14 protein-coding genes are annotated in these 22,387 nt (G+C 41.3%); 6 read left to right on the top strand and 8 right to left on the bottom strand.

Features of this window, described 5'->3' with window-relative positions; genetic code table 11:
- Positions 1 to 32: 32 nt before the first annotated feature.
- The 4 genes from BacF7301_RS17755 to BacF7301_RS17740 form a co-directional block, all read right to left on the bottom strand.
- Positions 33 to 1,001: a FimB/Mfa2 family fimbrial subunit gene (locus BacF7301_RS17755; protein WP_167964889.1), complete on the bottom strand. Its 969-nt coding sequence runs from the start codon at positions 999 to 1,001 to the stop codon at positions 33 to 35.
- Between the two features lie 3 nt (positions 1,002 to 1,004).
- Entirely contained in the window at positions 1,005 to 2,543 is a 1,539-nt protein-coding gene (locus BacF7301_RS17750; RefSeq protein WP_167964887.1) for an Mfa1 family fimbria major subunit, read from the bottom strand.
- 79 nt (positions 2,544 to 2,622) lie between these two features.
- Positions 2,623 to 4,146 carry a DUF3868 domain-containing protein gene (locus tag BacF7301_RS17745; RefSeq protein WP_245208263.1) on the bottom strand — a complete coding sequence of 508 codons (1,524 nt, stop codon included), beginning with the start codon at positions 4,144 to 4,146 and terminating at the stop codon, positions 2,623 to 2,625.
- Positions 4,147 to 4,153: 7 nt separating this feature from the next.
- Entirely contained in the window at positions 4,154 to 4,741 is a 588-nt protein-coding gene (locus tag BacF7301_RS17740) for a DUF3575 domain-containing protein (RefSeq protein ID WP_167964885.1), read from the bottom strand.
- Positions 4,742 to 5,358: 617 nt separating this feature from the next.
- Here BacF7301_RS17740 and BacF7301_RS17735 point away from each other — a divergent pair.
- The 4 genes from BacF7301_RS17735 (at position 5,359) to BacF7301_RS17720 (ending at position 7,441) form a co-directional block, all read left to right on the top strand.
- The gene (locus tag BacF7301_RS17735; protein WP_167964883.1) at positions 5,359 to 5,877 is read left to right on the top strand and encodes a hypothetical protein; all 519 of its coding nucleotides are present in this window, start codon (positions 5,359 to 5,361) and stop codon (positions 5,875 to 5,877) included.
- A 130-nt stretch (positions 5,878 to 6,007) separates the two neighbouring features.
- Complete coding sequence (locus BacF7301_RS17730; protein WP_167964881.1) at positions 6,008 to 6,289, top strand: DUF3791 domain-containing protein; 282 nt, start codon at positions 6,008 to 6,010, stop codon at positions 6,287 to 6,289.
- Complete coding sequence (locus BacF7301_RS17725; protein WP_167964879.1) at positions 6,283 to 7,011, top strand: DUF3990 domain-containing protein; 729 nt, start codon at positions 6,283 to 6,285, stop codon at positions 7,009 to 7,011. The genes BacF7301_RS17730 and BacF7301_RS17725 overlap by 7 nt, the downstream gene beginning before the upstream one ends.
- Positions 7,012 to 7,042: 31 nt before the next feature.
- Positions 7,043 to 7,441: an ACT domain-containing protein gene (locus tag BacF7301_RS17720; RefSeq protein ID WP_167964877.1), complete on the top strand. Its 399-nt coding sequence runs from the start codon at positions 7,043 to 7,045 to the stop codon at positions 7,439 to 7,441.
- Positions 7,442 to 7,593: 152 nt separating this feature from the next.
- Here BacF7301_RS17720 and BacF7301_RS17715 read toward each other — a convergent pair whose 3' ends face one another.
- Together BacF7301_RS17715 and BacF7301_RS17710 are read right to left on the bottom strand one after the other, a co-directional pair.
- On the bottom strand, positions 7,594 to 10,446 hold the full coding sequence (locus BacF7301_RS17715; protein ID WP_167964875.1) for a glycoside hydrolase family 2 protein: 2,853 nt from the start codon (positions 10,444 to 10,446) through the stop codon (positions 7,594 to 7,596).
- A gap of 35 nt (positions 10,447 to 10,481) precedes the next feature.
- Positions 10,482 to 13,763: a glycoside hydrolase family 2 TIM barrel-domain containing protein gene (locus BacF7301_RS17710; protein ID WP_167964873.1), complete on the bottom strand. Its 3,282-nt coding sequence runs from the start codon at positions 13,761 to 13,763 to the stop codon at positions 10,482 to 10,484.
- A 149-nt stretch (positions 13,764 to 13,912) separates the two neighbouring features.
- Here BacF7301_RS17710 and BacF7301_RS17705 point away from each other — a divergent pair, with 149 nt between their 5' ends.
- Both BacF7301_RS17705 and BacF7301_RS17700 read left to right on the top strand, forming a co-directional pair.
- Positions 13,913 to 15,436, top strand: coding sequence for a TlpA disulfide reductase family protein (locus tag BacF7301_RS17705; RefSeq protein WP_167964871.1), 1,524 nt, complete (start codon positions 13,913 to 13,915; stop codon positions 15,434 to 15,436).
- A 174-nt stretch (positions 15,437 to 15,610) separates the two neighbouring features.
- Positions 15,611 to 17,113, top strand: coding sequence for a sensor histidine kinase (locus BacF7301_RS17700; RefSeq protein WP_167964869.1), 1,503 nt, complete (start codon positions 15,611 to 15,613; stop codon positions 17,111 to 17,113).
- On the opposite strand, the gene BacF7301_RS17695 is transcribed toward BacF7301_RS17700, so the two are convergent.
- Positions 17,110 to 17,955, bottom strand: coding sequence for a helix-turn-helix domain-containing protein (locus BacF7301_RS17695; protein ID WP_167964867.1), 846 nt, complete (start codon positions 17,953 to 17,955; stop codon positions 17,110 to 17,112). The two genes, BacF7301_RS17700 and BacF7301_RS17695, sit on opposite strands and share 4 nt — an antisense overlap.
- Positions 17,956 to 18,172: 217 nt before the next feature.
- The gene (locus tag BacF7301_RS17690; protein ID WP_167964866.1) at positions 18,173 to 22,387 is read right to left on the bottom strand and encodes a beta-d-glucuronidase/beta-L-arabinofuranosidase; all 4,215 of its coding nucleotides are present in this window, start codon (positions 22,385 to 22,387) and stop codon (positions 18,173 to 18,175) included.

Genomic DNA, 22,387 nt, shown 5'->3' with positions numbered 1-22,387 from the left:
ATCGTGCCTAAATCCCGTTTCAAAGAAACGATTTACATATCTGTTGGTTGGAACCAATAGGTCCAATTATTGATGGTTATACTCAATGCAATGTAGCCATTCTCTTCCTTATCTCCGATTCGAATGTTGATATCCCATTCGTATCTGCGGTCGAGGTATTCTTGTTCGCTCATCATTTCCGGTTTGCTCATTAACAAATAGTCAATAAGGTTTATGGTTGTTTTTCCTCCGATATCTATCGCTTTTCCTGAGACTTTCTCTGTGATGGAAAAAGTCATATCACCATCCTCAACAAGCCTGAGCGTGTGAATCCGGGTTTGGAAAGATGCCCTGTCGTATTCCGCTTCAAGGCAAGGACAATAAGTTATGGTCTTGTTCTTATCTCCAAAATTATTTTTATAGTTATAAGAACTGTTTGTTGCAATTAGTTGTATATCATATTTCGAAATATCTACCAGGGTATTCCCCTGTGTAATACCTATCGTTATATCATTGGTATTTCGTATCAAGCTGACGGTTTCTGTATTGCTGATATTCTCCGATGAAAACATTTGTAAGGGTCCACTGTGCCATAACGCATCAAGGTGATTATTACTTATGTTATTTTCCGGCTCATATTTCAATATCAATTTATCTATCGGGTCGCCCGCAGTCATTATCGGCAATGAGTAAAAGCTATCTGTCTTTCCAGCCCATACTACAGCCGTAGAGCCTTTCAACCGATATGGTATCTGCATACGGTAGCCCGGACTTTTTAGTGGACTGCCATTTTCGGTGAATGTTTGTATATAACTCCCTTTTGCATCAAACACATAAACCTTTACTTCTTCCACTTGTTTGGCAAACCAATCTTCATTTGCCATATTATAGTCATAGCGGAATTCAAGAAAAAGGTCACACTGGCTGAAGTCATCATGAAGAACATCGCAACCGGTAATCCCTGCCGCCATAAAAGCGGCAAGGATTATTTTGTATTTCTCTATGTGTCTTTTTATTTCCATCTATTAATGTAAATCAACACCTTGTGTCCAAAAAGTCCATGGATTGATAGTGATTTGTACAGAGAGATAAGCATCTGCTTCATCATCGTCGGTATCCGGTGGTGTAGGATTGGTTGGATCAGGATCGGACGGGTCGGGAATCCACGGCGTACCGGGACCGCTCACACTCTGAAGTTCAAGGTGATACCAGTTGTTTCGTACTACACCGTATCTACCTAAAGCCATTTTGGTTGTTATAGCCTGGTCATGACGAATCAAGACATCATAATAGCAAACAGATGAGTGATAGTAACGTACGGCACAGAAACGTCCGATAATACCGGTTTTTTCATTAAAATTACTAGTAGTAAGCTCTTCAATGGCTTTATCTATGTCCGAAACACCCTCTTCCACGATACCTGCTTTTTTTAAGAATATAGGCAAATCCGTTTTCAGTCCACCGCCAGTAGTTTCTTTGTATGCCTTTTGAAGCCCTTCCAATGTATAATAATTGCCTTTCCAAGAGAAATAACTACTATTTTCAGTTAAGCCACTAGGGGTGTACTGGGCTTTTACTACCACCTTTGTGGTAAAACCTAATTGTTGTGCTTCAGCATCCATAGTATTTTCAAGACAGTAACGACTTGCTCCGTCTGTTTGTGCAACATCAGGAATAACACCATCTTGACTATCGATGTTTTTCAGATAATCGAATGCCGCATCCATAGCGCTTTCACCACCTGTAGGCTGTTCGCCAAGCAAATAGTTTTTATCCCGACGGTAAACAGCTCCTTCCGTAGCATTAGCATAAGTGATAAGGTCACTATATAGCTTTACGCTCTTGTTGGTAACACTTAATTCCCAACCACCGAAAGTAAAACTGGAACCCTCAGGTTTTGTAAAGTCCGGTGACTTAACCGCAACCTCTACTTTTGCACTCAGTCGATCTACGTTAATTATAGCAGGATTAGCTTTTGCTTGATCTTTTGCCGTAGCCTCATTCTCCGGAGTAACTTTAACCACATTCGACTTTACATCCGTTAATGCTCCAGCATCGGTGGTGCCTGCACTCGCCATCATAAAATTCTTATTGCCCGTAACATTGGCAATAGTCGCATCAATAGCAGCATTAATCGTGTTCCAAGGTTTACCCTTTACGGCATCTTTAGATAAATCCCACCCAGCACTATAAGGGTTGATAACCACAAATACTTTCTCAGTCTTTTCCGGCACTAGTTTAACATCACTGGCGGCAGCAGGTGGATTCCCTTCTCCTCCGCTGTTTCCAACTTCAGCATTATTAAAGTCAACCACATCAAGGCATACATCATCCTTGTCAAATAATAGAACAGTTACATTCCCCGCGTGACTTTCCCCTTCACTACCCGGTTTTGTTGCTGTTGCTGCTCTTGTAGTAGCTGAATGACTTTTTAGCGACAGCGACAGATACGCTTTGCCATTCAGGTCATCACCCGGAATGTTGTTTTCCCCTGCTTCCTCACTACTACAACCGGCAAGCATAAAAGCTGCCAACGTCGATAATAGAAAACTTCTTGTTTTCATCTTTTTAAATGTTTAAATGTTGTAAATGAAATGATAATTATAAATGATAGTAAATAAAAAAATCAATAGTTTTGTTTGCTTATTGTTTGGATATTACTCTCCTTTTTGCCAATTCCTCAAGATTGAGACGTGCTTGTCTTAATCCGGATTCGGCAGCTTTATTGAGATGTACCTCTGCTTGTTTATACTCCCCTTTCAATAAGTGTAACACTCCCACTGTGTTTTCATACTCAGGTACGGCTATCTTTGTCTTCTTAAGATATTCTTCTGCTAATACTGTATCTCCATGTGAAAGCGCAGCCGAAGCGGCATTTAAGTTAGCAACCTCATCGTCAGGAAAGATTCTGACGGCTGTTTCAAACAGTTCTATAAACTCCGGCGAACCATTCTCATAAGTAAGAGCTACTTGATAGATTTCATTCAGACTCAGATCTTGCGGTCGGCTATGAAGCTGTATTTTTGCCTGTTCTATATTAAAATTCTGAACATTATATTCTATCTTACATATCGCCTTTCGTAAATGTGGATAATACTCGTGTAGCATATACCGATAAGGCTCACCTTGCTTATATAGCATCAATGATTTTTTACGGCTAGTATTTGTATTATAATTTATAGAAGCCGGTATATTATCAATGATATGAAGAATGCCTTCTTTCTCCAGCATGTCAGATTCAGCTACCATTTTACGTAGTCCAGCCCAATTTTCACCACCATATTCCACCTTATATAATTCTTTTGAAAAAGAGAAACGGGGGAGCAGGTAATTTACAAGTGCTTTCGCACGTCCTTCGGAAAGTTGTCTGTTAAACAAGAAAGAGCCTTCCGGTGAAGCATAACCGATGACTGATATTCCACGAATTGATATAGTTGTATCACTTTTCATTTCTGCAAGCATGGAAGCTATCTTTTTCAACTCAGACGGATTGTTCATATAATCCGGCTTTATGTCAGTTTTAGAAACGACAAAATCCAAAAACACTTCACATGCCATCTCACGTTTTTTAATAGGTTCAACTTGGGGTTGGACGTAACTGATGTGCGGAATAACCTGATATGGAATTGAAAACTGCTCCAAAGCAATAGTGCTGAAAAGAGGGAATGTTGATAACAATTTGCCCGGTTTGCAGCAACCCATTACCTCTTTCTTTATATCCAGGCGCGCATCCTTCATCCATGATTCGAATGGTATTACCAACGAATACCGAACCTGTTCTTTTCCAGTTGCTCCGTATCCTTTTAATATATGGTATGGAGCTTCCGACTGGTATAAGTCACGTTCCAATGTACTCATCAAAGCAAGTTTGCGCTTCAAATTTTGGTAATTATTACGACCTTTGAGAGAAATCTCCGGTAATTCCATCTGATGGTTTCCGGCAATCAATACAGGTATCAATTCTATAGAATGATTGGAACTGACTTTTATCTTATCAAAGTCGTAAAGCATTTGAATGTGTAAAGAGTCTCCTACTTGTTGTAGTTCAAGAGCTTTTGGTTGTATGGTTCCCGTGTACCATTTATCTGGTAGGTTTTCTCCATATAATAAGGGTGAAGCCAGTAGTAATATGGTCAGTAACCATAAGGTTGATTTTACTTTTATCATGTTTCTATTATTTTATGAGAAATATAAGTGAGATTGCAGCTTTAGTCGGCCCAAAGTAGTTGCGGTTTTCCGTTCCGGTCTTTTCACCACAAGTCTCACATCGAAACTTATCGTAATGCAACCGGGCATATCCCATGCCTATATTCGCTTCGAGACTCCAACGATTACTTAGAAGAAAATGGTAGCCATACGATATACCTCCACCTATTCCCCATCCTTCATAACGATATTGACCGGAATCATCTCCGAATAGAAGTGGCAGATGATGACCTGCTATATTGTATTGGGAGCCTAATATATGTATTCCCCAAAAATGTCCGTTGAACCTTTCACATGTCCAATAACGATATTCTGCCGAACCGAGCCAATGTACCAGCTTCTTGTTTGCAGACGACTTGCCGGATGTAAACAAGTTAAAGCCGCCGCCCAGTTCTATCGTACTACGCGGTGAAAGTCCGAACTCGGCTTCTATATTAGGCGAACTTGAATATATACCGTAAAACAGGTTTGTTTTTACCGCTGCCTTCTGAGCTGAACATTGTAAGATGCTTCCCCAAAATATGAAAAGTAGAATTATTATGCCTTTTATCTTCATTAAATGTGTATATTGAGTGTTTCTTTGTTTATGCTCATTTAATTATTTAACACTGCAAATTTACAAAAGAAATATATATAAAAATAAAACGTTCTGAAATTGCACATTGATTCCGAAATTTCGTTCAAAATAATTTCATAATCACTCAATATGAGAGTTTGTTACTCCTCGAAAAAGGCTTATCTGGTAAACATTGTTAAATCATTATCTTATTTATTCGGTTAACTTTTGTGACATACAGAGTATATATACACGCGCAAAACAAACGATGTGATAAATCGGTTACGTATATTTACATATATCATTTAAAACGTCAACTATCCATTTTGAAAAAACAGAATATTACGACTAGTTTTGTTCCCGGATTTTAAGGAATCATCCGTTTCTTTAAAAGGGACAAGTCGTTCCTCGGTGAGCAACGGGGCGTTCCTTTAAAAGGAACGGCTCCTTGGTTTTAAACCAAAATCAGTATATGTAGAGTGTTGTATATCAACTTATTATAAAAAAGAATTCCGTCCCGACAACCATGGGAATATTCTCAATAAACAAAACGGAATTCGTAGTCCGAAAGGACTGCTCATATATACTTTTTTATTACAAACTTCAAGAAATTTCCCATGGTTACAGTTACAATTACTATCAAGCCATATTTGGCTAGATACATGTATGTCCGATACGGGCAGAGTTTAGAACCCGATTTAGAGAATCAGTCTCACTCCTCTTCTCCTTCGCAACGACTTATCCCTATCCATCTCCCCCATATTGCTCCCGTTTATCACTTCCTTCACCAACTATCTGTTCCTCACCCACCAAACGTTTCATGGAAAGAGACTGGAAATATTTGTTTTATATTGCCCCAACCACGTTATGGGAAGAATCCGGAAGTCTATAATTATATCGGACATGACAGCGCATCAATTATAGAAAAGGAAATAGAAACAGAAATGAAGGCGGAATTATACTCTTTTCTATTGGATAATAAGTTTAATAAAGGAGTGATGTTCAAAAAGTCGATGGAGCAATTCGTTGAACACTATGAAATAACGGAACTGGTACAAGAAGAAAGTTTAATAAGGGCATTTCAAAGGTGGAGAAAGTTGGTGAGAGAAGAGAAAGCAATAATGAATGCATATTGAGTTTGCTTTAATATTCACTAATGTATATGATATACTATACAGAAAAATTGGAAGAAAGAAGGAACTTTTTTATCTTTGCTAATATTAGTCTTTTTCGCTAATTGATTAAGAAAAGAAAGGAGAAAATAATATGACCCTTAAAGAAAAGCAGTTAGAGTTTATCATCTATTGTATAGAGAATACAGCCGAACGATTAGGACGTTATAGTTCGGATGTATATAACAAACTAAAGGAATTAGGTGCCATAGACGGCTATATAAATGCTTTTTATGATACTTTGCATACCCAAGGCAAAGCATACATAGTAGATTCTTTATTAGAATATATCTATCATCGTGATCCGCAATGGTTACCGGAAGATTATCGCCCTTTTCAAGTTTCGACACAACAAAAAGGAGATAAGTCATGTTAACTGTTTACCATGGCTCTACTTACCGTGTAGAACAACCGTTAGCCGGAGTATGCCGGCCGAATCTTGATTTCGGAATAGGCTTCTATCTTACAAATTTAAAGGAACAGGCAACTCGTTGGGCACTTCGCACAGCTGATATTCGTCATGAAAATAGCGTATGGCTCAATATTTATTCACTGGATATAGACGCTTGTCGTAACTCTCCTTATCATTATTTACACTTTACCACATATGATGCACATTGGTTGGATTTTGTTGTAGCGTGTAGACAAGGAAACGCTATATGGCAGGACTATGACATAATAGAAGGCGGTATAGCAGACGACCGCGTGATACGTACTATCGACCTCTATATGCGTGGTGACTATACTCGTGAAGAAGCATTATCACGTTTGAGTCATCAAGAACCTAACAATCAAATTTGTATTACGAACCAAAAAGTAATTGACGAACACTTACATTTTGTAGACGCTACACTTTTGCCTTTCCCGTCTTTCTCAAAAGAAATTCCCAATGCTGATATTGTAATGCAAGGCAAATATTATAGTATTGTAGAGTTGCTTGCTATCCGCCTACACATTTCCAGTTTGCAGGCACTTGATATATTCTATAATAGTGAAATCTATCAGCGTATTATCCATCGTCTTGGGGATTTATATTTGATGAGTGATGCGTATATTGTAGATGAATTAATAAGAGAATTACAAAAGAGACAAGGTTAGAATAAATATGAATCCTAACAATTCGAATATTATGGCAGGCATTAAAGATTTAAATATATTATTATCCAATATAGAACCGATATTGGATGAACGTGATTTTGTTTTCTGCTTTTTCCCTAGTTTAGATTGGGAGCAAATCAGCGAATTAACCCCAATCGGCATTTTCCATGAGAAAGAGGGCATTACCTTAATTATTGACCAGGAAGATGCTGTGAACAGAGATATAGGTTATCAATCCGTTTATAAGCTTATTACTCTGAATGTACATTCAAGTTTAGATGCGGTAGGGCTGACAGCAGCATTTTCAACTAAACTTGCAGAGAAAAATATAAGCGCAAATGTTGTGGCAGCATATTATCACGACCATATTTTTGTACCTAGGGAGAAAGCAGAACAAGCACTAAGTGCTATTCTTGAACTTCAGAAATAATTTCATTTTGAATAATCTATTAGGTGATGGCTATTCAATATAGAGTTGAGATTTCATAGTCACCAGTAGATAATATAAAAAGAGCTTTCTCATTGAATAAGAAAGCTCTTTTTGTAAGGAACGACAGAATTTTATCTTTCTGCTATTTTCATTTATTCCATAAACCGGAAAACGACTCGTCCCGTTTGCGGGCCATTCACCCACTTGGCTTGTGAAGAAGGACCGCACAAGTCCGTTGAGTTTACTTTGTTACGTACCGGCGGAATTACATTCAATACGGATATGCCACTTTCGGGAAGTGTATAAAGCAAACGGTCACGGCCGTCACGTGGTTGATATACTCCGATGTAAGCATCGGGCGTTTCGTTTGTCAGGCTGATAGTACCTTCTTTAGTACGGATATTCATCCAGGAAACATTGCTGAAATATCCTTTGAATTCGGGATAAGTAAAGGTTTCACCCGGGATAGGGTCATTGTAATCGTTTTCCCAAATGTCATATTGCGTACCATGAATACGGTTTTGCCATACACGATAAGGGCCTGCTCCTAACCAACGTTTACTGATAACCTGCTCTTCGGGATAATCAAAACAGATTCCCATTAAATCAACAACTCCAGAGAAATTGTAGGTATAATCAAGTGTCATTACTCCGCTCGGGTTGATTGTCCATTGTGCTTTGTCCAAATTACCTAATTTGTAGTTTGCGGTAACAATTAGGTTGCCACCGTCTTCTTTTACGTCCAGTTTCGTAAATACTGCCGCATCCGGGAATACGCTGTATGTGCGGTCTTTTTCTTTCGCCTTTTCATCATCGTGGTTATAGAACTGGTCTAACGAACGGTCGGCACGACGGGCACCGATAAAGCGCGGACCGTTGGCAAAACTAATCTTGCGATTGTTTACGGATACGCCTTTCAGTTGACCGTCTTTCTTTGAAAAGACAAAAGTACGGTTGTTTGCTTTTACTGTAAGGTCATTATCTGTTTCGGTGTAAGTTGCTTTGCTGGATAACGGAGAAAGTTCTTCTTTTGACTGGTTCAATTTGTCTACCGGGAATGTCCAACGCCAAAGTTCATGTCCCTGGTTGTCGATAGCTGTCACAAAGAGAGCGTCCGCATCGGGAAGAACAGTTGTTTTAATATCCAGGATGCCTGCCGAATGAGCAGCGATATTACTGCCTTGCACTTCACCTTGTTTTAGAACTTGAGTGCCGGCATTGGCAGCATCTGTTGCCGAAGGGAATTTTACTTGCTTCCAAAGGAAACGGCAGGTATTCAAGTTCAGATAATCATAACGGTTTTCCACAGAGATTTTACCGTTAAACTGTCTGTCGATAGAGGTATCCATTATTTGTATAGGGCTCCATAATTGCTTGATAGTGTAATAACTACCTTCTTTTTCATGATGTGGTCCTACAATACCGTCAGCACCAAAATTACCTTGATTATCAATGAAGCCATCCATATCCATACGTTTCACACCTTCGTCTGCCAATACCCATAAGAAGCCGCCGATACAACGGGGATGCTTGCGCATCATTTCCCAATAGTCATACAAACCGGCACCGTGACCGCCATCATACAAACCGTGAAGGAATTCTGTCGGCATAAAGATTTCCGGCAGACGCATATAGTTCTGACTTTCTCCATACGAGCGGTAGTGCATGGTTTCAAAACCGGAGAAATTACCTTGCGGATGGATGACCGGACGTTTTTGCGGGTCATATTTATGGAATTCTCCATCCAGTTCCGTATTCCATCCTTTTTCATTACCATTGCTCCACCAAATAATAGAAGGATGATTCACATCACGCTCTATCATGCCTTCAATCAGACGTACTCCAGTCGGAGTGTCATATTTGCCATGCCAGCCACCCAGTTCGTCCATTACATATAAACCGAGAGAATCACACGCTTCCAGGAATTCAGGGTCAGCAGGATAATGGCTCAAACGAACAGAGTTCATATTCATGCCCTTCATTAAAAGAACATCTTCGATATTCTTCGCTTTACTCAATGTACGGCCACTTTCCGGGCGGAAGCTATGACGGTTGACACCACGCACATTGATACGTACTCCATTGACATAAAGCCCGTCACTTTCTCGTACTTCGATGGTACGGAAGCCGAATGTTTCTGTTTCGTTGTGCAATATTTTGCCGTTCTTATCCAGCAAGGAGAACTGTGCCTTATAAAGATTCGGTGTTTCTGCTGTCCATAAAGCAGGATTAGAGACATTCAGTTGGATAGAAGTCCAGTCTCCACCGGCTTTTACCGGTACAGTCGTTTCAGTTAGCTTTTTACCTTTATTATCCTGGATTTGCGCACGGATACTCATTCCGTCATTGGAAATATTTGTATAACAATTCGCGCGGAAAGAACCGTCCATTTGTGCGTCAATAGCAATATGACGTAAATTGACAGCTGGTTTCACTTCCAGGAATACAGGACGGAAGATACCGCCGAAGTTCCAGTAATCGGCACGGCGTTCAGCAAGGTTTACGCTTGCATTCTCGCTCTCTTTAGCTACTGTCACTTCCAACAGGTTCTTCTTTCCGTATTTAAGGAAATCCGTGACATTGTATGAAAAGCGATAGAAAGCTCCCTGATGTTTCGAGCCGACTTTGCGTCCGTTCACTTTCACTTCCGTATCTGTCATGGAAGCTTCGAAGACAAGATTCACTTGTTGTCCGCGAAACTTCTCGGGAACTTCAAACTCATACTTATACATTCCTTTTTCGTCGGCGACTCCTTCGGGAAATGCTTTACCGTAAAAGGTGATTCCATACTGATAAGTGCCAAAGCCTTGCAATTCCCAACAGGACGGAACGCCAATCTTCGTCCACTTGCCGGAATTGCGTCCGTCGGTACAGAAGAAGTCCCATTCTACCATGTCGTCGCATCCGTGACCGGAAAGATATTGCCGTTCCGTCTGCGGAAGATTCTGAGCAGCCAGGGTAGTTGCCAACGCTAAGGTTGATAATAAAGTGGTTACTTTTTTCATTGTTACTTTTATTATTGTGTTAGTTATTTAATGATTCAATTTTTAGTTATACGTATATGTAAGGTATGTTCTTTCTTGTCAATGGCATATTTCTTTAATACACCTGGTCCGCAACTGCTGTTCCCTAATCCGAGTACGGCAGCATCCAAGCTAAGAATGACCTCGGAACGGGGTTTTAAATTACAATCATGTGTTTCCTTGTACAAGTCTTGTGCGGTGTAGTGCAAAGCGGATACAGAGAATACATCTTCCACTGCATCTATGCGAATGCCCTTATTCTGTTTGTCCGTCAGTGTCAGATAGTGTACATCTTCTTTATTCCCACTATCCTGCGGGCGAGGGTAATGCACATATTGTTCATCTACCGTACCTTTCCAAAGTCCTGTTGCAGCAGAAGTTTTACGGTCAGGATAATTGTCCTGCGGTCCTCTGCCATACCATGTAAATGTATTATAAGACGGGGAGAAACAGAAAGCAATTCCTAATCGGGGTAATTCCGGGAGTACTCCTTGCGGCAGGAAACTCGTTTTCAGGTCTATTGTTCCATCAGAAAAAATGGTATAGACAGAGGTTGTCGTTACCTTTCCTTCCTTATATATATTATTTGTCCGAACTTGAACGACCACAGCTCCATCTGCGCGTAGATGATGGTTGAAAGATTCCAGGCTAATCTGCGGATTATCCATCATATGCAATTTCCAATCTTTCGCCAACCAGTTACCGAAACTCTTATCATTGTCAGTCGGAGCGCGAAAAGCTTGCGTTACAGGTTGAACCGGAAAATCCTCGGAGTGTGCCAACATCTCTTTATTCTTATAAATAAGGGAAGTCATGCTTCCGGTCACTGTTTTTTCCCATTGAACGGAAAAGCCACGTCCGCTGACTTGCAGAGTTTTACTATCCTCTTTTATTTCTAATTGCCCCTTGTTGGCTAGTTCGGCAGATAACAAATCACCTTTCTGCAAACAGAATTGTTCCCAAGTAACTTCATGTCCGGCTTTTGCCCAAAGAGCATCTGATTTCAGAACGATGCTAACTTTAAGCTGGCAATCGGCAGCAAGCTTTGCAGCATTTTTTGCTGTGTTTTTTCTGTTGAAGGAGCCTTTATCTGATAATGAACGAAAATCAGGCAAAGTGATTGTTCCTGTTTTTCCCGGAGCTACTTTAGGTAATGCAAATTCTCCCCGTTCCTTCTCTTTACCATCCACTGATAATGTCCACAGACAACGATAAGAGGATAAATCAATATGATGATTCCGGTTGGTCACTTTCAATTCTCCGTTCTCAAGACCTAATTGTACCGGAGCATACACCTTCTTTACTTCCCAATATTTAGGAGTCGTTTCACGGTCGCTCATCAACAATCCGTTAAAGCAAAAGGCTTTCAAATTTGGCTTATCACCGAAATCTCCGCCATAAGCCACCATAGTACGCCCGTCGGGCAATGTCTTATAAATTCCCTGGTCTACCCAATCCCAAATAAATCCGCCCAGCATGCGGGGATTGCTGTATATTTCGTCCCAATATTCCTTGAAATTGCCTAATGCATTTCCCATGGAATGGGCATATTCACTTGTCATTACCGGACGATTGTCGTTGGTACGTTCGGCAATCTCTAACAGCCTCTCCCAACGTGCATTTTCCGCCCGTTCCTTATCCTCACCTTCCGCAATACCCGGATTCAAGTATTCCTGTTTCACCCGCGTATAAAAACGGCTGATTACATCAACTGTTTTTGGGTCAGGATTACCATCTACCCCCTGTGCTCCTTCGTAATGAACAGGACGCGTAGGGTCAAAATCATGCAACCATGCCGAGATAGCCGCAAAGTTAGGACCGTAACCACTTTCATTCCCCATGCTCCACATTACGATACTCGGATAGTTCTTATCACGTTCCGCCATGCGGACTGCACGGTCCATAAATGCGGCATGCCAATCGGGAGTACTGGCTAAAGTCCCCCGCAATCCGTGTTCTTCAATATCCGCTTCATCCATTACATAAAGCCCCATACTGTCACAAAGCTCATACCAACGGCTCACATTGGGATAATGGCTGGTACGCACCGCATTGATATTGGCCTGTTTCATTAAGAGAATATCCTGAATCATTCGTTCTTCACTCATTACCCGTGCTGTCCGAGGGTCGTGCTCATGGCGGTTCACTCCACGAAAACGAACCGGATTGCCATTTACCAATAGCTGTCCTTTCTTAATCTCCACAGAACGGAAACCCACCGACTGTTCTATTTGTTCCACAACTTTTCCTTCCGCATCCTGCAAAGTAATGAGTAATTTATAGAGATAAGGCGTTTCCGCAGTCCACCTTTCCGGTGATTTTATGATGGTGGATAATCGTCCCATCTTGCGAGGACCACGTTGCGGATACCACTCATTCATCCGGCTAGCCTTATGTTCCAAATCGAGTATATCCTCAACTTCTCCTTTTAATGTAACAATCTCTTTTCCGGTTGCATCCTTCAACACGCTTTGCACAGTATATCCTTTTCCGGTCATACTTCCATATACGCTGAACTGCGGGTCAATCTGCAAAATAAAATCCTCATAATTACTGGCAGATGCAGGAAGAGTGCGCACTGCATAATCGCGAATACGAACATCCGGTGTGTGCACTAAATGAATGCTCCGATGAATGCCCCCGAAACGCCAAAAGTCCTGGTCTTCCAGATAAGAACCGTCGCTATACCGATAGACTTCCAGTGCTATTTGATTCTCTCCAGGGTGCAGATACTTTGTGATATTGAACTCACTTGGTTCCATACTTCCCTGACTATACCCTACCCGCTCACCATTTATCCAAACATAGAAAGCACTCATTACGCCTTCAAATCGAAGGAATGTCTGTCCTTTCGCCGCCCAGTCAGCAGGCAGAACGAATGTACGTCGGTACTGCCCTACCGGATTCCTTTCTTTATAGGTCGTATAATCCGCTTTCGGCTCTCCCATTACCCGTGGCGGATCTATTTTGAACGGATAACCAGCCGATACGTAGATTGGAGTACCATATCCGTTTACTTCCCAATTAGCAGGAACCGGAAAATCAGTCCAATCTTTATCATTAAAATTCGTCTGATAAAAATCAACGATTCGCCGGTCTGGGACAGGAGTCCATCTGAATTTCCACATCCCGTCCAGACACATGGAACAATCTCCTTTCTGTGCGGAGAAAGGAATAAATGCAGCCCTCGCCGGTTCCCGGTTGATTTGAAGTACATGATGATTTTCCCAATCATGTATCGTTTGTGCGTGCATCGGACAAGCTATCAATGCCCCAAGCAGTAAAGTATATATTTTCATTCGTTCTTTTTTCTTCATATCAAGTAGACGGATGAAGTGCTGTTTTGTACCCCTTCCTTTCACGGAAATATTAAAGAATAATAAAAGAAAAACATTCTACAAAGAAAAGTCCTACCTTGCAGATTATTATTATCTTAAATGATTTTATTATGAGAAAACTACTATTTATCAGCTTCTTTTTACTAAGCTGTCTCACTTCACAGGCACAACATGAATATACGATTGAAGGGCATGTAGAAGGGGTAAAAGACGGAACTCTTGTCTCTCTGTTTTTACTTGATGGTAATGTGGGAAGTACTGTTGCCACAGACAGCATACGCAATGGAAACTTCTTCTTTAAGCGTAATGCCGGAGAAAGTGGTTTAGACAAATTATCTCTTATGTGTACCCGTAATGCAGATTTCCCCTCTATGTCACTGAGCATTTATGCTACTCCCAATGCAAAAATTAAAGTGACTGGTACAAACACATTAATCTACACCTGGAAAGTAGACAGTCCGGTAAAGGAACAACAGGAATATAACAAATTCATAAATGTATCACGTGATTTGTGGGATGAGTATCAGCGCCTATCCATCGAAGCAAGAAAAATGCGTTCTGCACCGGAAGCCGACCGGAAGGCAATACGTGAAAAGGAAGACAGTATATCTGTTATAATCAGCAGCCGTGAATTGAAACTAATGCAGGAACTCCCCGTCTCTTCTGTTTGGATAGAAAAATTACACAGGCTAAGTCTTTCTGCAAAATATAATCCGAAGTTCTCATATAAAGAGGAAACACTGGCTTTGTATAATAGATTAAACGAAGAACAAAAAGCGTCTAATCTAGGACAAGAAATTACAGTCAACCTCTTTCCACCTACAATTGTAAAAGAAGGAGACGATTTGGCTGATACCGACCTTTTCGACCTGGACGGGAATATTCATCATCTAGCTGATTTCAAAGGGAAATATATCCTGCTCGATTTTTGGAGTAGCGGTTGCGGACCTTGTGTTATGGCTTTGCCTGAGATGAAAGAGATTCAGGAACAATATAAAGAGCGTCTTACTATCGTCAGTCTTAGCTCGGACACCCAAAGTCGTTGGAAAGCCGCTTCGGCACAGCATGAAATGACGTGGCAGAACTTAAGCGACTTGAAACAAACAGCAGGACTATACGCAAAGTACGGTGTCCGTGGTATCCCTAATTATGTTCTTATTTCTCCCGAAGGTAAAATCATAAAGATGTGGTCGGGGTATGGAAAAGGCAGTCTGAAACTAAAAATGCGCAGGTATCTGGATGCGTCGAAACATGAGATGAGTATCATTCAACAAGGCAACACGAAATTAGTAAACTATCCGATTATAGAATCAACCAATACCGATATTCTTGAAATAAAGCAGGTAGAGCTGGCAGATACGGCAACAATCATCCACTTCCGTGCCTACTATATTCCTAAATATTGGATACAAGTGAGTCCTAATGCCAAGTTAATGGACGAGAAAGGAACAACATATACTTTAAAGAGCGCCGACGGCATTACACCCGGTGAACATTTCTTTCTGCCCGAAAGTGGAGAAGCTGAATTTTCACTGACATTCGAGCCATTGTCTCCCCAAGTGAAATCATTCAATTTCACAGAAGGGCCAGCCAAAAATGATTGGCAAATAAATGGAGTAAGAATTAATAAATGAATATCGAATATTAAAAAAAGAATATCGTATTAACATTCCATGTGTTGCAAATTAAAATAGCCGTATTTACGCCTACAAAAACGCCTGTCAAAGTAGTATTATCTTCAAGGAAATGATTTTCTTTGTTATGGATTTATATTTATTACATCATACTTTGCATTAAAACAACAACACATGGAAGTGAATGAACAAACACTCTACGATGATGAATTGCTGAATATTCTGCCTGACGGAGTTATCATATTGGATATAAATGGAGAAATCATACAACTGAATCAACAAGCCCTTACAGAGCTTCATGTTCATCCGTCGGTCAATGCGATGATGCCCCTCCCTACAAACCAAATATTCAAACTACTGAATAATAAGGAAGATATTCTTTCAACTATTTTAGAGAAGATTCGTCAAGGTGAACGGATATATACCCTTCCGGAACATACCTATATGCAGGAACAAGTCGACCATACACAGTTCCCTATAAGGGGAGAATTTACCACCATCAGAAATGAAGGCAGTTTGGAAACTATCTTGTTCTTTTTCCGTAATATTACAGTGGAACTTACGCAGGAATATATTCTGAACACTGCCCTGCAAAGAACCAAGATATATCCCTGGTATTACGATATAAACCGGAGTGAGTTTACCCTTGACAATCGATACTTCGACCATTTAGGTATTCCGGCAGGAGAAAATAATACCTTGACAATGGAAGAATATGTAAACATGATTCACCCGGACGACCGGCAGGCTATGGCGGATGCTTTTGTCATACAGTTAAGCGGTATTGAAACATTCGACAAAGCTGTCCCGTTCCGTTTACGTCGCGGTGACGGTACTTGGGAATGGTTTGAAGGACAATCCACTTATATTGCTAACATATCCGGACATCCCTATCGGTTAGTAGGAATCTGCATGAGTATCCAGGAATATAAGGATATAGAAAATACGCTGATTGAAGCCCGTAAGAAAGCAGAAGAAAGTGACCGGCTTAAAATGGCATTTTTGGCAAATATGAGCCATGAAATTCGGACACCGCTAAATGCGATAGTAGGTTTCTCCGATGTAATAGCTTCTACTTATAATGAATTAAGCGATGAAGAACGGACTGACTTTGTAAGGTTAATAAGTATCAACAGCGAACATTTGGTTCGATTGATTGATGACATACTTGATTTGTCAAAAATAGAATCAAACACGATTAAATTCACTTATTCCAGTTGTTCCCTAAAATCCATGATGAAGGATATAGAGAAAGAACAGGCAGTGAAACAGTTGCCGGAAATTGAAATAAAAGCGTTACTACCGGATGATGACATTTACATTAATACCGACGCAACACGCTTGAAACAAGTTATTTGCAATTTCATAAACAATGCTCGCAAATTTACGGAGAAAGGTCATATCCATTTCGGCTTCACGTCACATCCGGAGAAAGACCAATCGGTTTGCCTATTTGTGGAAGATACGGGAGAAGGGATTCCCAAAGAATGCCAAAAAGAGATATTCGACCGTTTCTATAAGGTTAATACTTTCAAACAAGGTACGGGACTGGGGCTTTCTATCTGCAAAACGATTGTAGAACACCTGCAAGGAAGTATTTCGGTTGAATCGAAAATCGGGAAAGGGAGCCGTTTTGTTGTGACATTGCCGTTTGAAAGGCAACCGGAAGAAGTTTAATGCCCCCTGTACTCCTGTGGAGTAACTCCTGTATGCTGCTTAAAGAACTTGTTGAAGAAAGAAATATTATTAAATCCCAAAGATAAGGCAATATTTTTCACAGGTTCATTAGTTGACTTTAACCGGGACTTGGCTTCCATTAAGATAACGGATGCAATCACTTCCAATGGGGTGTTTCCTGCGACCTTCTTTATTGTCGAACAGAAATGCGGCAAACTAAGTCCCAATTGATTGGCATAAAAGGAAGTCCCGTGGTGAACCGTATAATATTTCATGACCAACTGCAAAAACTCCTGATAAATCTCATACTTTCTTGATTGTGAAGACAGATACAGGTTGTTTTGCATCTTGTAAATCTCAGTGGATCCCTGGATAAACATGGTAAGGACAGCTTTTACTATCTCCTTATTTGCCAGTGTACGGGGTGAAGCATACGACAGTATTGACGATTCATAAAACATCTTGTAGCTGCAAGCTTGCAATGGAGATAATCTTATTATAGGGTTTTCCATGATTACAGGGAGAAGATGTTCAGTGGATTTCATTAGATTTATACCTTCTATAAATCCGGCTGAGAACCCGGCATAATAGATATGAATATCCGGCGAGAAATCAAGAATTTCCATAAAATAACCAGGCGGTAAGGTTATCAAATCATTTTCACCAATATTATGAAGATTCCCATTGATTGTTGTTTGCATTATCCCTTTTACGCAGAGAATAAAAAAACCGGACTTAACCCTACAAGGAAAATTCTTATACCTTTTCGATAAATCTATCTCATACCCTTCCCCTACAATATAATCAATCGGCAAATCAAATTCAGGTATATCGCTCTCCATTGTGTTATTTTGTTTTAGACTTCAAATATATAGATTATTTAAACCCTAGCTCTTAAATGATTAAAATCAGAATATCGAATCTTAAAAAAATAACATATATATTCTATTTATAAGAAAACGATTTGGAAATAAGAAGCGGGATACAGGAAGTTGTTCAATCTTCCTTGTATCCCGCTTCTATTATTACTTATGTCTAATGATTAATTCATTAGAAAAGCTATTGAATATCCAATGCGTCAAACGCCAGTCCTTCCATATTCTCTGCCGAAAGCAGCACCTTATAATGTCCCGCATTGATAAATGTTCCGGTCGTGGTGCTCATCATTTTCCACTTGTCCGGTGTTTCCGGGAAGGTCAGGGTATCTTCTTTCAATACTACTCCTTTCGCATCAATGAACTTCATTAATACAGGGATTGGCTTTCCGTTCGTATTCATGTATTTGAAGCGAAGTGCATAGACTTGCGCCAAGCCGGTAGAGACATTCCATTCGATACTGTTGCCTTTTCCTTTAGCAAAGAATACTCCCATTTGTTTGCGATGTTCTTTCTTCTTGAATTTACCTTTCAATATAGCAGTTTCCGCTTCATAAGCCACGCTGACACGTGCATTTTTATCTTCGGGCAGCAGTTCCTTCGGAGTTTTCTCCATAACTTCCTTATCGGCTTTTTCCCAACTCCAGTCGGATACCGGGAAGATTGCCGGTTTCAAATCCGAATTGGTAGAAGCAATGGCAATACCTGACAATAAAGCCTGTCCCGCTTTCACTTCCGGGAAATGTATTTTCAACGTTCCGCCTTTTACTGTGGCGTACACCACTTTCTTGCATATACCGTCATGGCCACTTTCCGCCCAAATATCCAAATCATCCAATACCAGCGAATCATTTACGGCAACATCGAAGATACGCAACCCTTCACAATCGGTAGAAGCGCTGCCACCTGTACCATGCCAAGGCTCTGTGAAATATAGCTCTATGCGGTAAGTTCCATCTGATACAGGGAAGCGATATTCCAGTTGATGACGTCCAAAACGGAAATGCTGGAACAGTTTCCAGTCACGGGTTCCCCGAATCGGGTCATTAGTGGTACGCTGGCTTGCAAGGTAAGGATTCAGTTCCTTAAAGTTTTCCGCCCATGAATGGGAATAATTCGTATTATCCTGCATCCACAGTTGACCGGAACTATCCGTATAATCATCTCCGCCACAGTTGATGCGGTAGATATAATTATATCCGTCCTCTCCTTTCAATATCGGTTTCGCATCCTGATACAGAGATTCAAAATTAGGTGCTTGTTCCAATCCGTTAAGCACAATTATGTCTTCTGCCATCGGCTTACCTTTGTAGTATCCTACGGCGCGGAGTACATTATAACGGATGTCCCGGTTCTCCCACATAAAATGAGTGCCTATGCCATTATTCTTTTTGCGTCCGAGAAAAGTAACTTTTTCATCGGTCACATCATTATAGAGCAGTACGGAATCACAATTGCTGTACGCTTCAATCGTAGCCCGGCGGCGTCCTTTTTCAAAACGGTTCGCCCATGTATGCGATACCAAATAAACCATCGGGTCTTTGGCGGCAGGGACATAGTTTGCACGATACATGTAATATACGTCCAACGGCTCTTCCCATGGAGTAACCAGTCCTTTATAGTTAAACGGCCCTACTTTGTCTATTTTCCGATAGGCTTCGTCCGGCTGGCGGCGTCCGGGATTGTCATGGCTGCTATATATCCACTGGAACTGTCCGCAGACACTGTCCTTAGCCTGTTCAGCCAAGCGAATTTTAGTTTCCATCAACTGGCACATACGGCTTTCGCTCCATACTCCATTGACTTCAAATGCTCCGGGCTCCGTATGCAAATCTATACTTCTCCATGCTCCGTATTCTCCATTCAACAATTGATTGGGTTGAGAGAGTTCACGACCATACTTGGTCACGTCTCCGCCATATGTACCACTCCAATTCTGAATTACATTCCAGTCTGTACCTTCGCCGCCATTACAAGTTGTGATAACACGCATTGTACGTGCAGTTGGGTCCATTTCACGAATAATCTCACTGCACTCCTGTGCAAATTCACGAGGCAAAGTACTTTCGTTTTGCAATCCCCACATCACTACCGATGGAGAATTACGACGTTCTTTTACCCATTGACGAAGTAATCTCTTGAAGTTCTCACGAAATTCAGGTGTATCATACCATACGTGAGCGGAAAACTGTGTCCAGAAGAGGACACCCTCTTTATCCCAATATTTCTGATAATCGAGGTGATGTGGTTGATGGGCGTCACGGAAAGCGTTGAAACCTGCCGCACGCATCTGTTTTACCCTGGCAGCCACCTGTTCCTTACTGAACGCATGGCTTTGCCCGAACTGATGTTCATATTCGCATACGCCATTAATAAAGACAGGCTTTCCATTCAGATAGAAACGTCCGTCTCCATCATTTCTCTTTACCGGCCAACTGATTGTACGGATACCAAACGGGGTGGATATTTCATCCGTCGTTTTTGTATTCCGTTTTATCATGCTTGCCAGTTTATAAAGATACGGATTCTCCGTTTCCCATAAAACAGGATTCTCTACGGGTGCTTGCTGACGAATCACTTTCATTTCTCCCGGCGCCAAAGTTACTTTCTCTACCAGGCGGAATACTTGTTTGCCGTCGGCATTACTCAATTTATTGACCAGTTCGATTGTAGCTGCAGTTTTACCGTAATTCTTGACCTCTGTCTCCACAAATACATTAGCTGCCTTATCGTCATTCCAGATATGTACGCCGAAAGGTTCGATACGAACTTCATCCGTTGCTTCCAATACGACAGGACGGAAAATGCCCAATGGCTGGGAACCCTCGCTGAATCCCCACTCCGACGAGCAACCGCCACATACCCAAGGCATATCGGCTATCATCTCCGGATGTTCAGCTTTTACTTCCAGTTCATTTGCCCCTTGTTTCAGCGCGTCGGTAACATCCAGCGTCAACGTAGTGCGACCGACAGGATGCCGTCCGAAATCCTTTCCGTTCAGTTTTATCGTTGCATACGTGCCGACTCCCTCAAAACGAAGAAAATACCGTTGGGGAAGTTGAGAGTTGAGAGTTGAGAATTGAGAGTTGTCGAGAGTGAAATTCTTTTTATAGAGAGCAGTTCCGTGAAGGTTGCCATGAGTCAATTGACGATACCCATAATAATCATCCCAGTTATGAGGTATATTCACAATCTTTTCACTCTCCACTCTTAACTCTCCATTCTCAACTCTCCAAGTTTTCCATCTATCATTTAGTTCAGTGATTATCCGGCGGTTCTTAATCTCCGGTTTCGGGAAACGGACAGCCGAGCGTCCCATCGGCTTGCTTGTAGCAATAGCAATGCCACGCTGTTCCGCATTGTTTACCGCACAGTAGAAATGATAAACTACCCCATCGTGTTTTACCACATAACTTTTATGGGCAAACAGTTCATCGTAGTTTTTGGAAGGAATAATCAAATCGGCTCCATGCCAATCCGTCCAGTTGACCAAATCATAGCTTGCGGCAAATGTATTAAACGCCTTATACTTGCGCGAAGGTTCAAAAGCGGAGAAGTAGAACATCACATAGACGTCTCCTATTTTCTGAATGTGCGCATCTCCTGTTATTGTTCCGTCCGCCTCATGTGCGAAGACCGGGTTTCCGGGATACCGCTTCCATGACTTCATATCTTTTGAAAGGGCGATGCCTACACGTTCTCCTTTCAAGTCCGTTTCGGGATGACGTCCGCCTGCGTTATAGAACATGACAAACGGAGCGCCCAGCGTCTTATCCTTATCCCAGTAGACAGTACTCTTATATTGGGTTAGCTTTTCCCACCATTGGGCGTCTTTATCATGGATGCTCAAAATCGGTTTATCCAAAGACTCCCATTCATGGGCAGTAGAAATATCACCTTTCGTCCATGCCAGTCCGACATAGAGCGGTGCTTTCACAGCTTCGTAACCGGTTCCCTCTCCACCGATATAAGTCATCCAGTGACGGCCTTTATAAGTCTGAAGTTCGTAGCTGCCGCCCCACTCCATGTCCGGCAATGCAGGAAAGCCGCCGCGCTGGTTACAGTCCCATTTACCATCCCGATAAGAAAGGATTCGCCCCAAAGTACGCCATTCGAGCAGATTGTCGCTTTCTGCTATCCAAGTCTCGTAGCCACGACCGTCCGTACCGCTCTTGCCGTTGTAAACGACGTAAGTCATCAGCCATTTGTCGCCCTGACGAAAAACGGTGGGGCAGTCAATCTTATGATAATTGTCTGCCGGAGCCACAGCAAGCCCGTATTTATAGGGTGTCTTCACTTCCTCATAAATCTGTTCCATCCGTTCTTGCGGAACTTCCCGTTGAGCAAAAACGAATGAAAATGATACAGCCAGAGTAAAAAATAGAATTTTCCTTTTCAT

Origin of the sequence: Bacteroides faecium, assembly GCF_012113595.1 — a bacterium.
Taxonomy (GTDB): domain Bacteria; phylum Bacteroidota; class Bacteroidia; order Bacteroidales; family Bacteroidaceae; genus Bacteroides; species Bacteroides faecium.
The sequence above is the reverse complement of the archived record's forward strand: the minus strand, read 5'-3'. Positions and strand labels throughout refer to the sequence as shown.

Bases quoted from the DNA above. Each gene is read 5' to 3' on its own strand.
- BacF7301_RS17755 (WP_167964889.1), bottom strand. From the start codon at position 1,001: ATGGAAATAAAAAGACACATAGAGAAATACAAAATAATCCTTGCCGCT.
- BacF7301_RS17750 (WP_167964887.1), bottom strand. From the start codon at position 2,543: ATGAAAACAAGAAGTTTTCTATTATCGACGTTGGCAGCTTTTATGCTT.
- BacF7301_RS17745 (WP_245208263.1), bottom strand. From the start codon at position 4,146: ATGATAAAAGTAAAATCAACCTTATGGTTACTGACCATATTACTACTG.
- BacF7301_RS17740 (WP_167964885.1), bottom strand. From the start codon at position 4,741: ATGAAGATAAAAGGCATAATAATTCTACTTTTCATATTTTGGGGAAGC.
- BacF7301_RS17735 (WP_167964883.1), top strand. From the start codon at position 5,359: ATGGTTACAGTTACAATTACTATCAAGCCATATTTGGCTAGATACATG.
- BacF7301_RS17730 (WP_167964881.1), top strand. From the start codon at position 6,008: ATGACCCTTAAAGAAAAGCAGTTAGAGTTTATCATCTATTGTATAGAG.
- BacF7301_RS17725 (WP_167964879.1), top strand. From the start codon at position 6,283: ATGTTAACTGTTTACCATGGCTCTACTTACCGTGTAGAACAACCGTTA.
- BacF7301_RS17720 (WP_167964877.1), top strand. From the start codon at position 7,043: ATGGCAGGCATTAAAGATTTAAATATATTATTATCCAATATAGAACCG.
- BacF7301_RS17715 (WP_167964875.1), bottom strand. From the start codon at position 10,446: ATGAAAAAAGTAACCACTTTATTATCAACCTTAGCGTTGGCAACTACC.
- BacF7301_RS17710 (WP_167964873.1), bottom strand. From the start codon at position 13,763: ATGAAAATATATACTTTACTGCTTGGGGCATTGATAGCTTGTCCGATG.
- BacF7301_RS17705 (WP_167964871.1), top strand. From the start codon at position 13,913: ATGAGAAAACTACTATTTATCAGCTTCTTTTTACTAAGCTGTCTCACT.
- BacF7301_RS17700 (WP_167964869.1), top strand. From the start codon at position 15,611: ATGGAAGTGAATGAACAAACACTCTACGATGATGAATTGCTGAATATT.
- BacF7301_RS17695 (WP_167964867.1), bottom strand. From the start codon at position 17,955: ATGGAGAGCGATATACCTGAATTTGATTTGCCGATTGATTATATTGTA.
- BacF7301_RS17690 (WP_167964866.1), bottom strand. From the start codon at position 22,387: ATGAAAAGGAAAATTCTATTTTTTACTCTGGCTGTATCATTTTCATTC.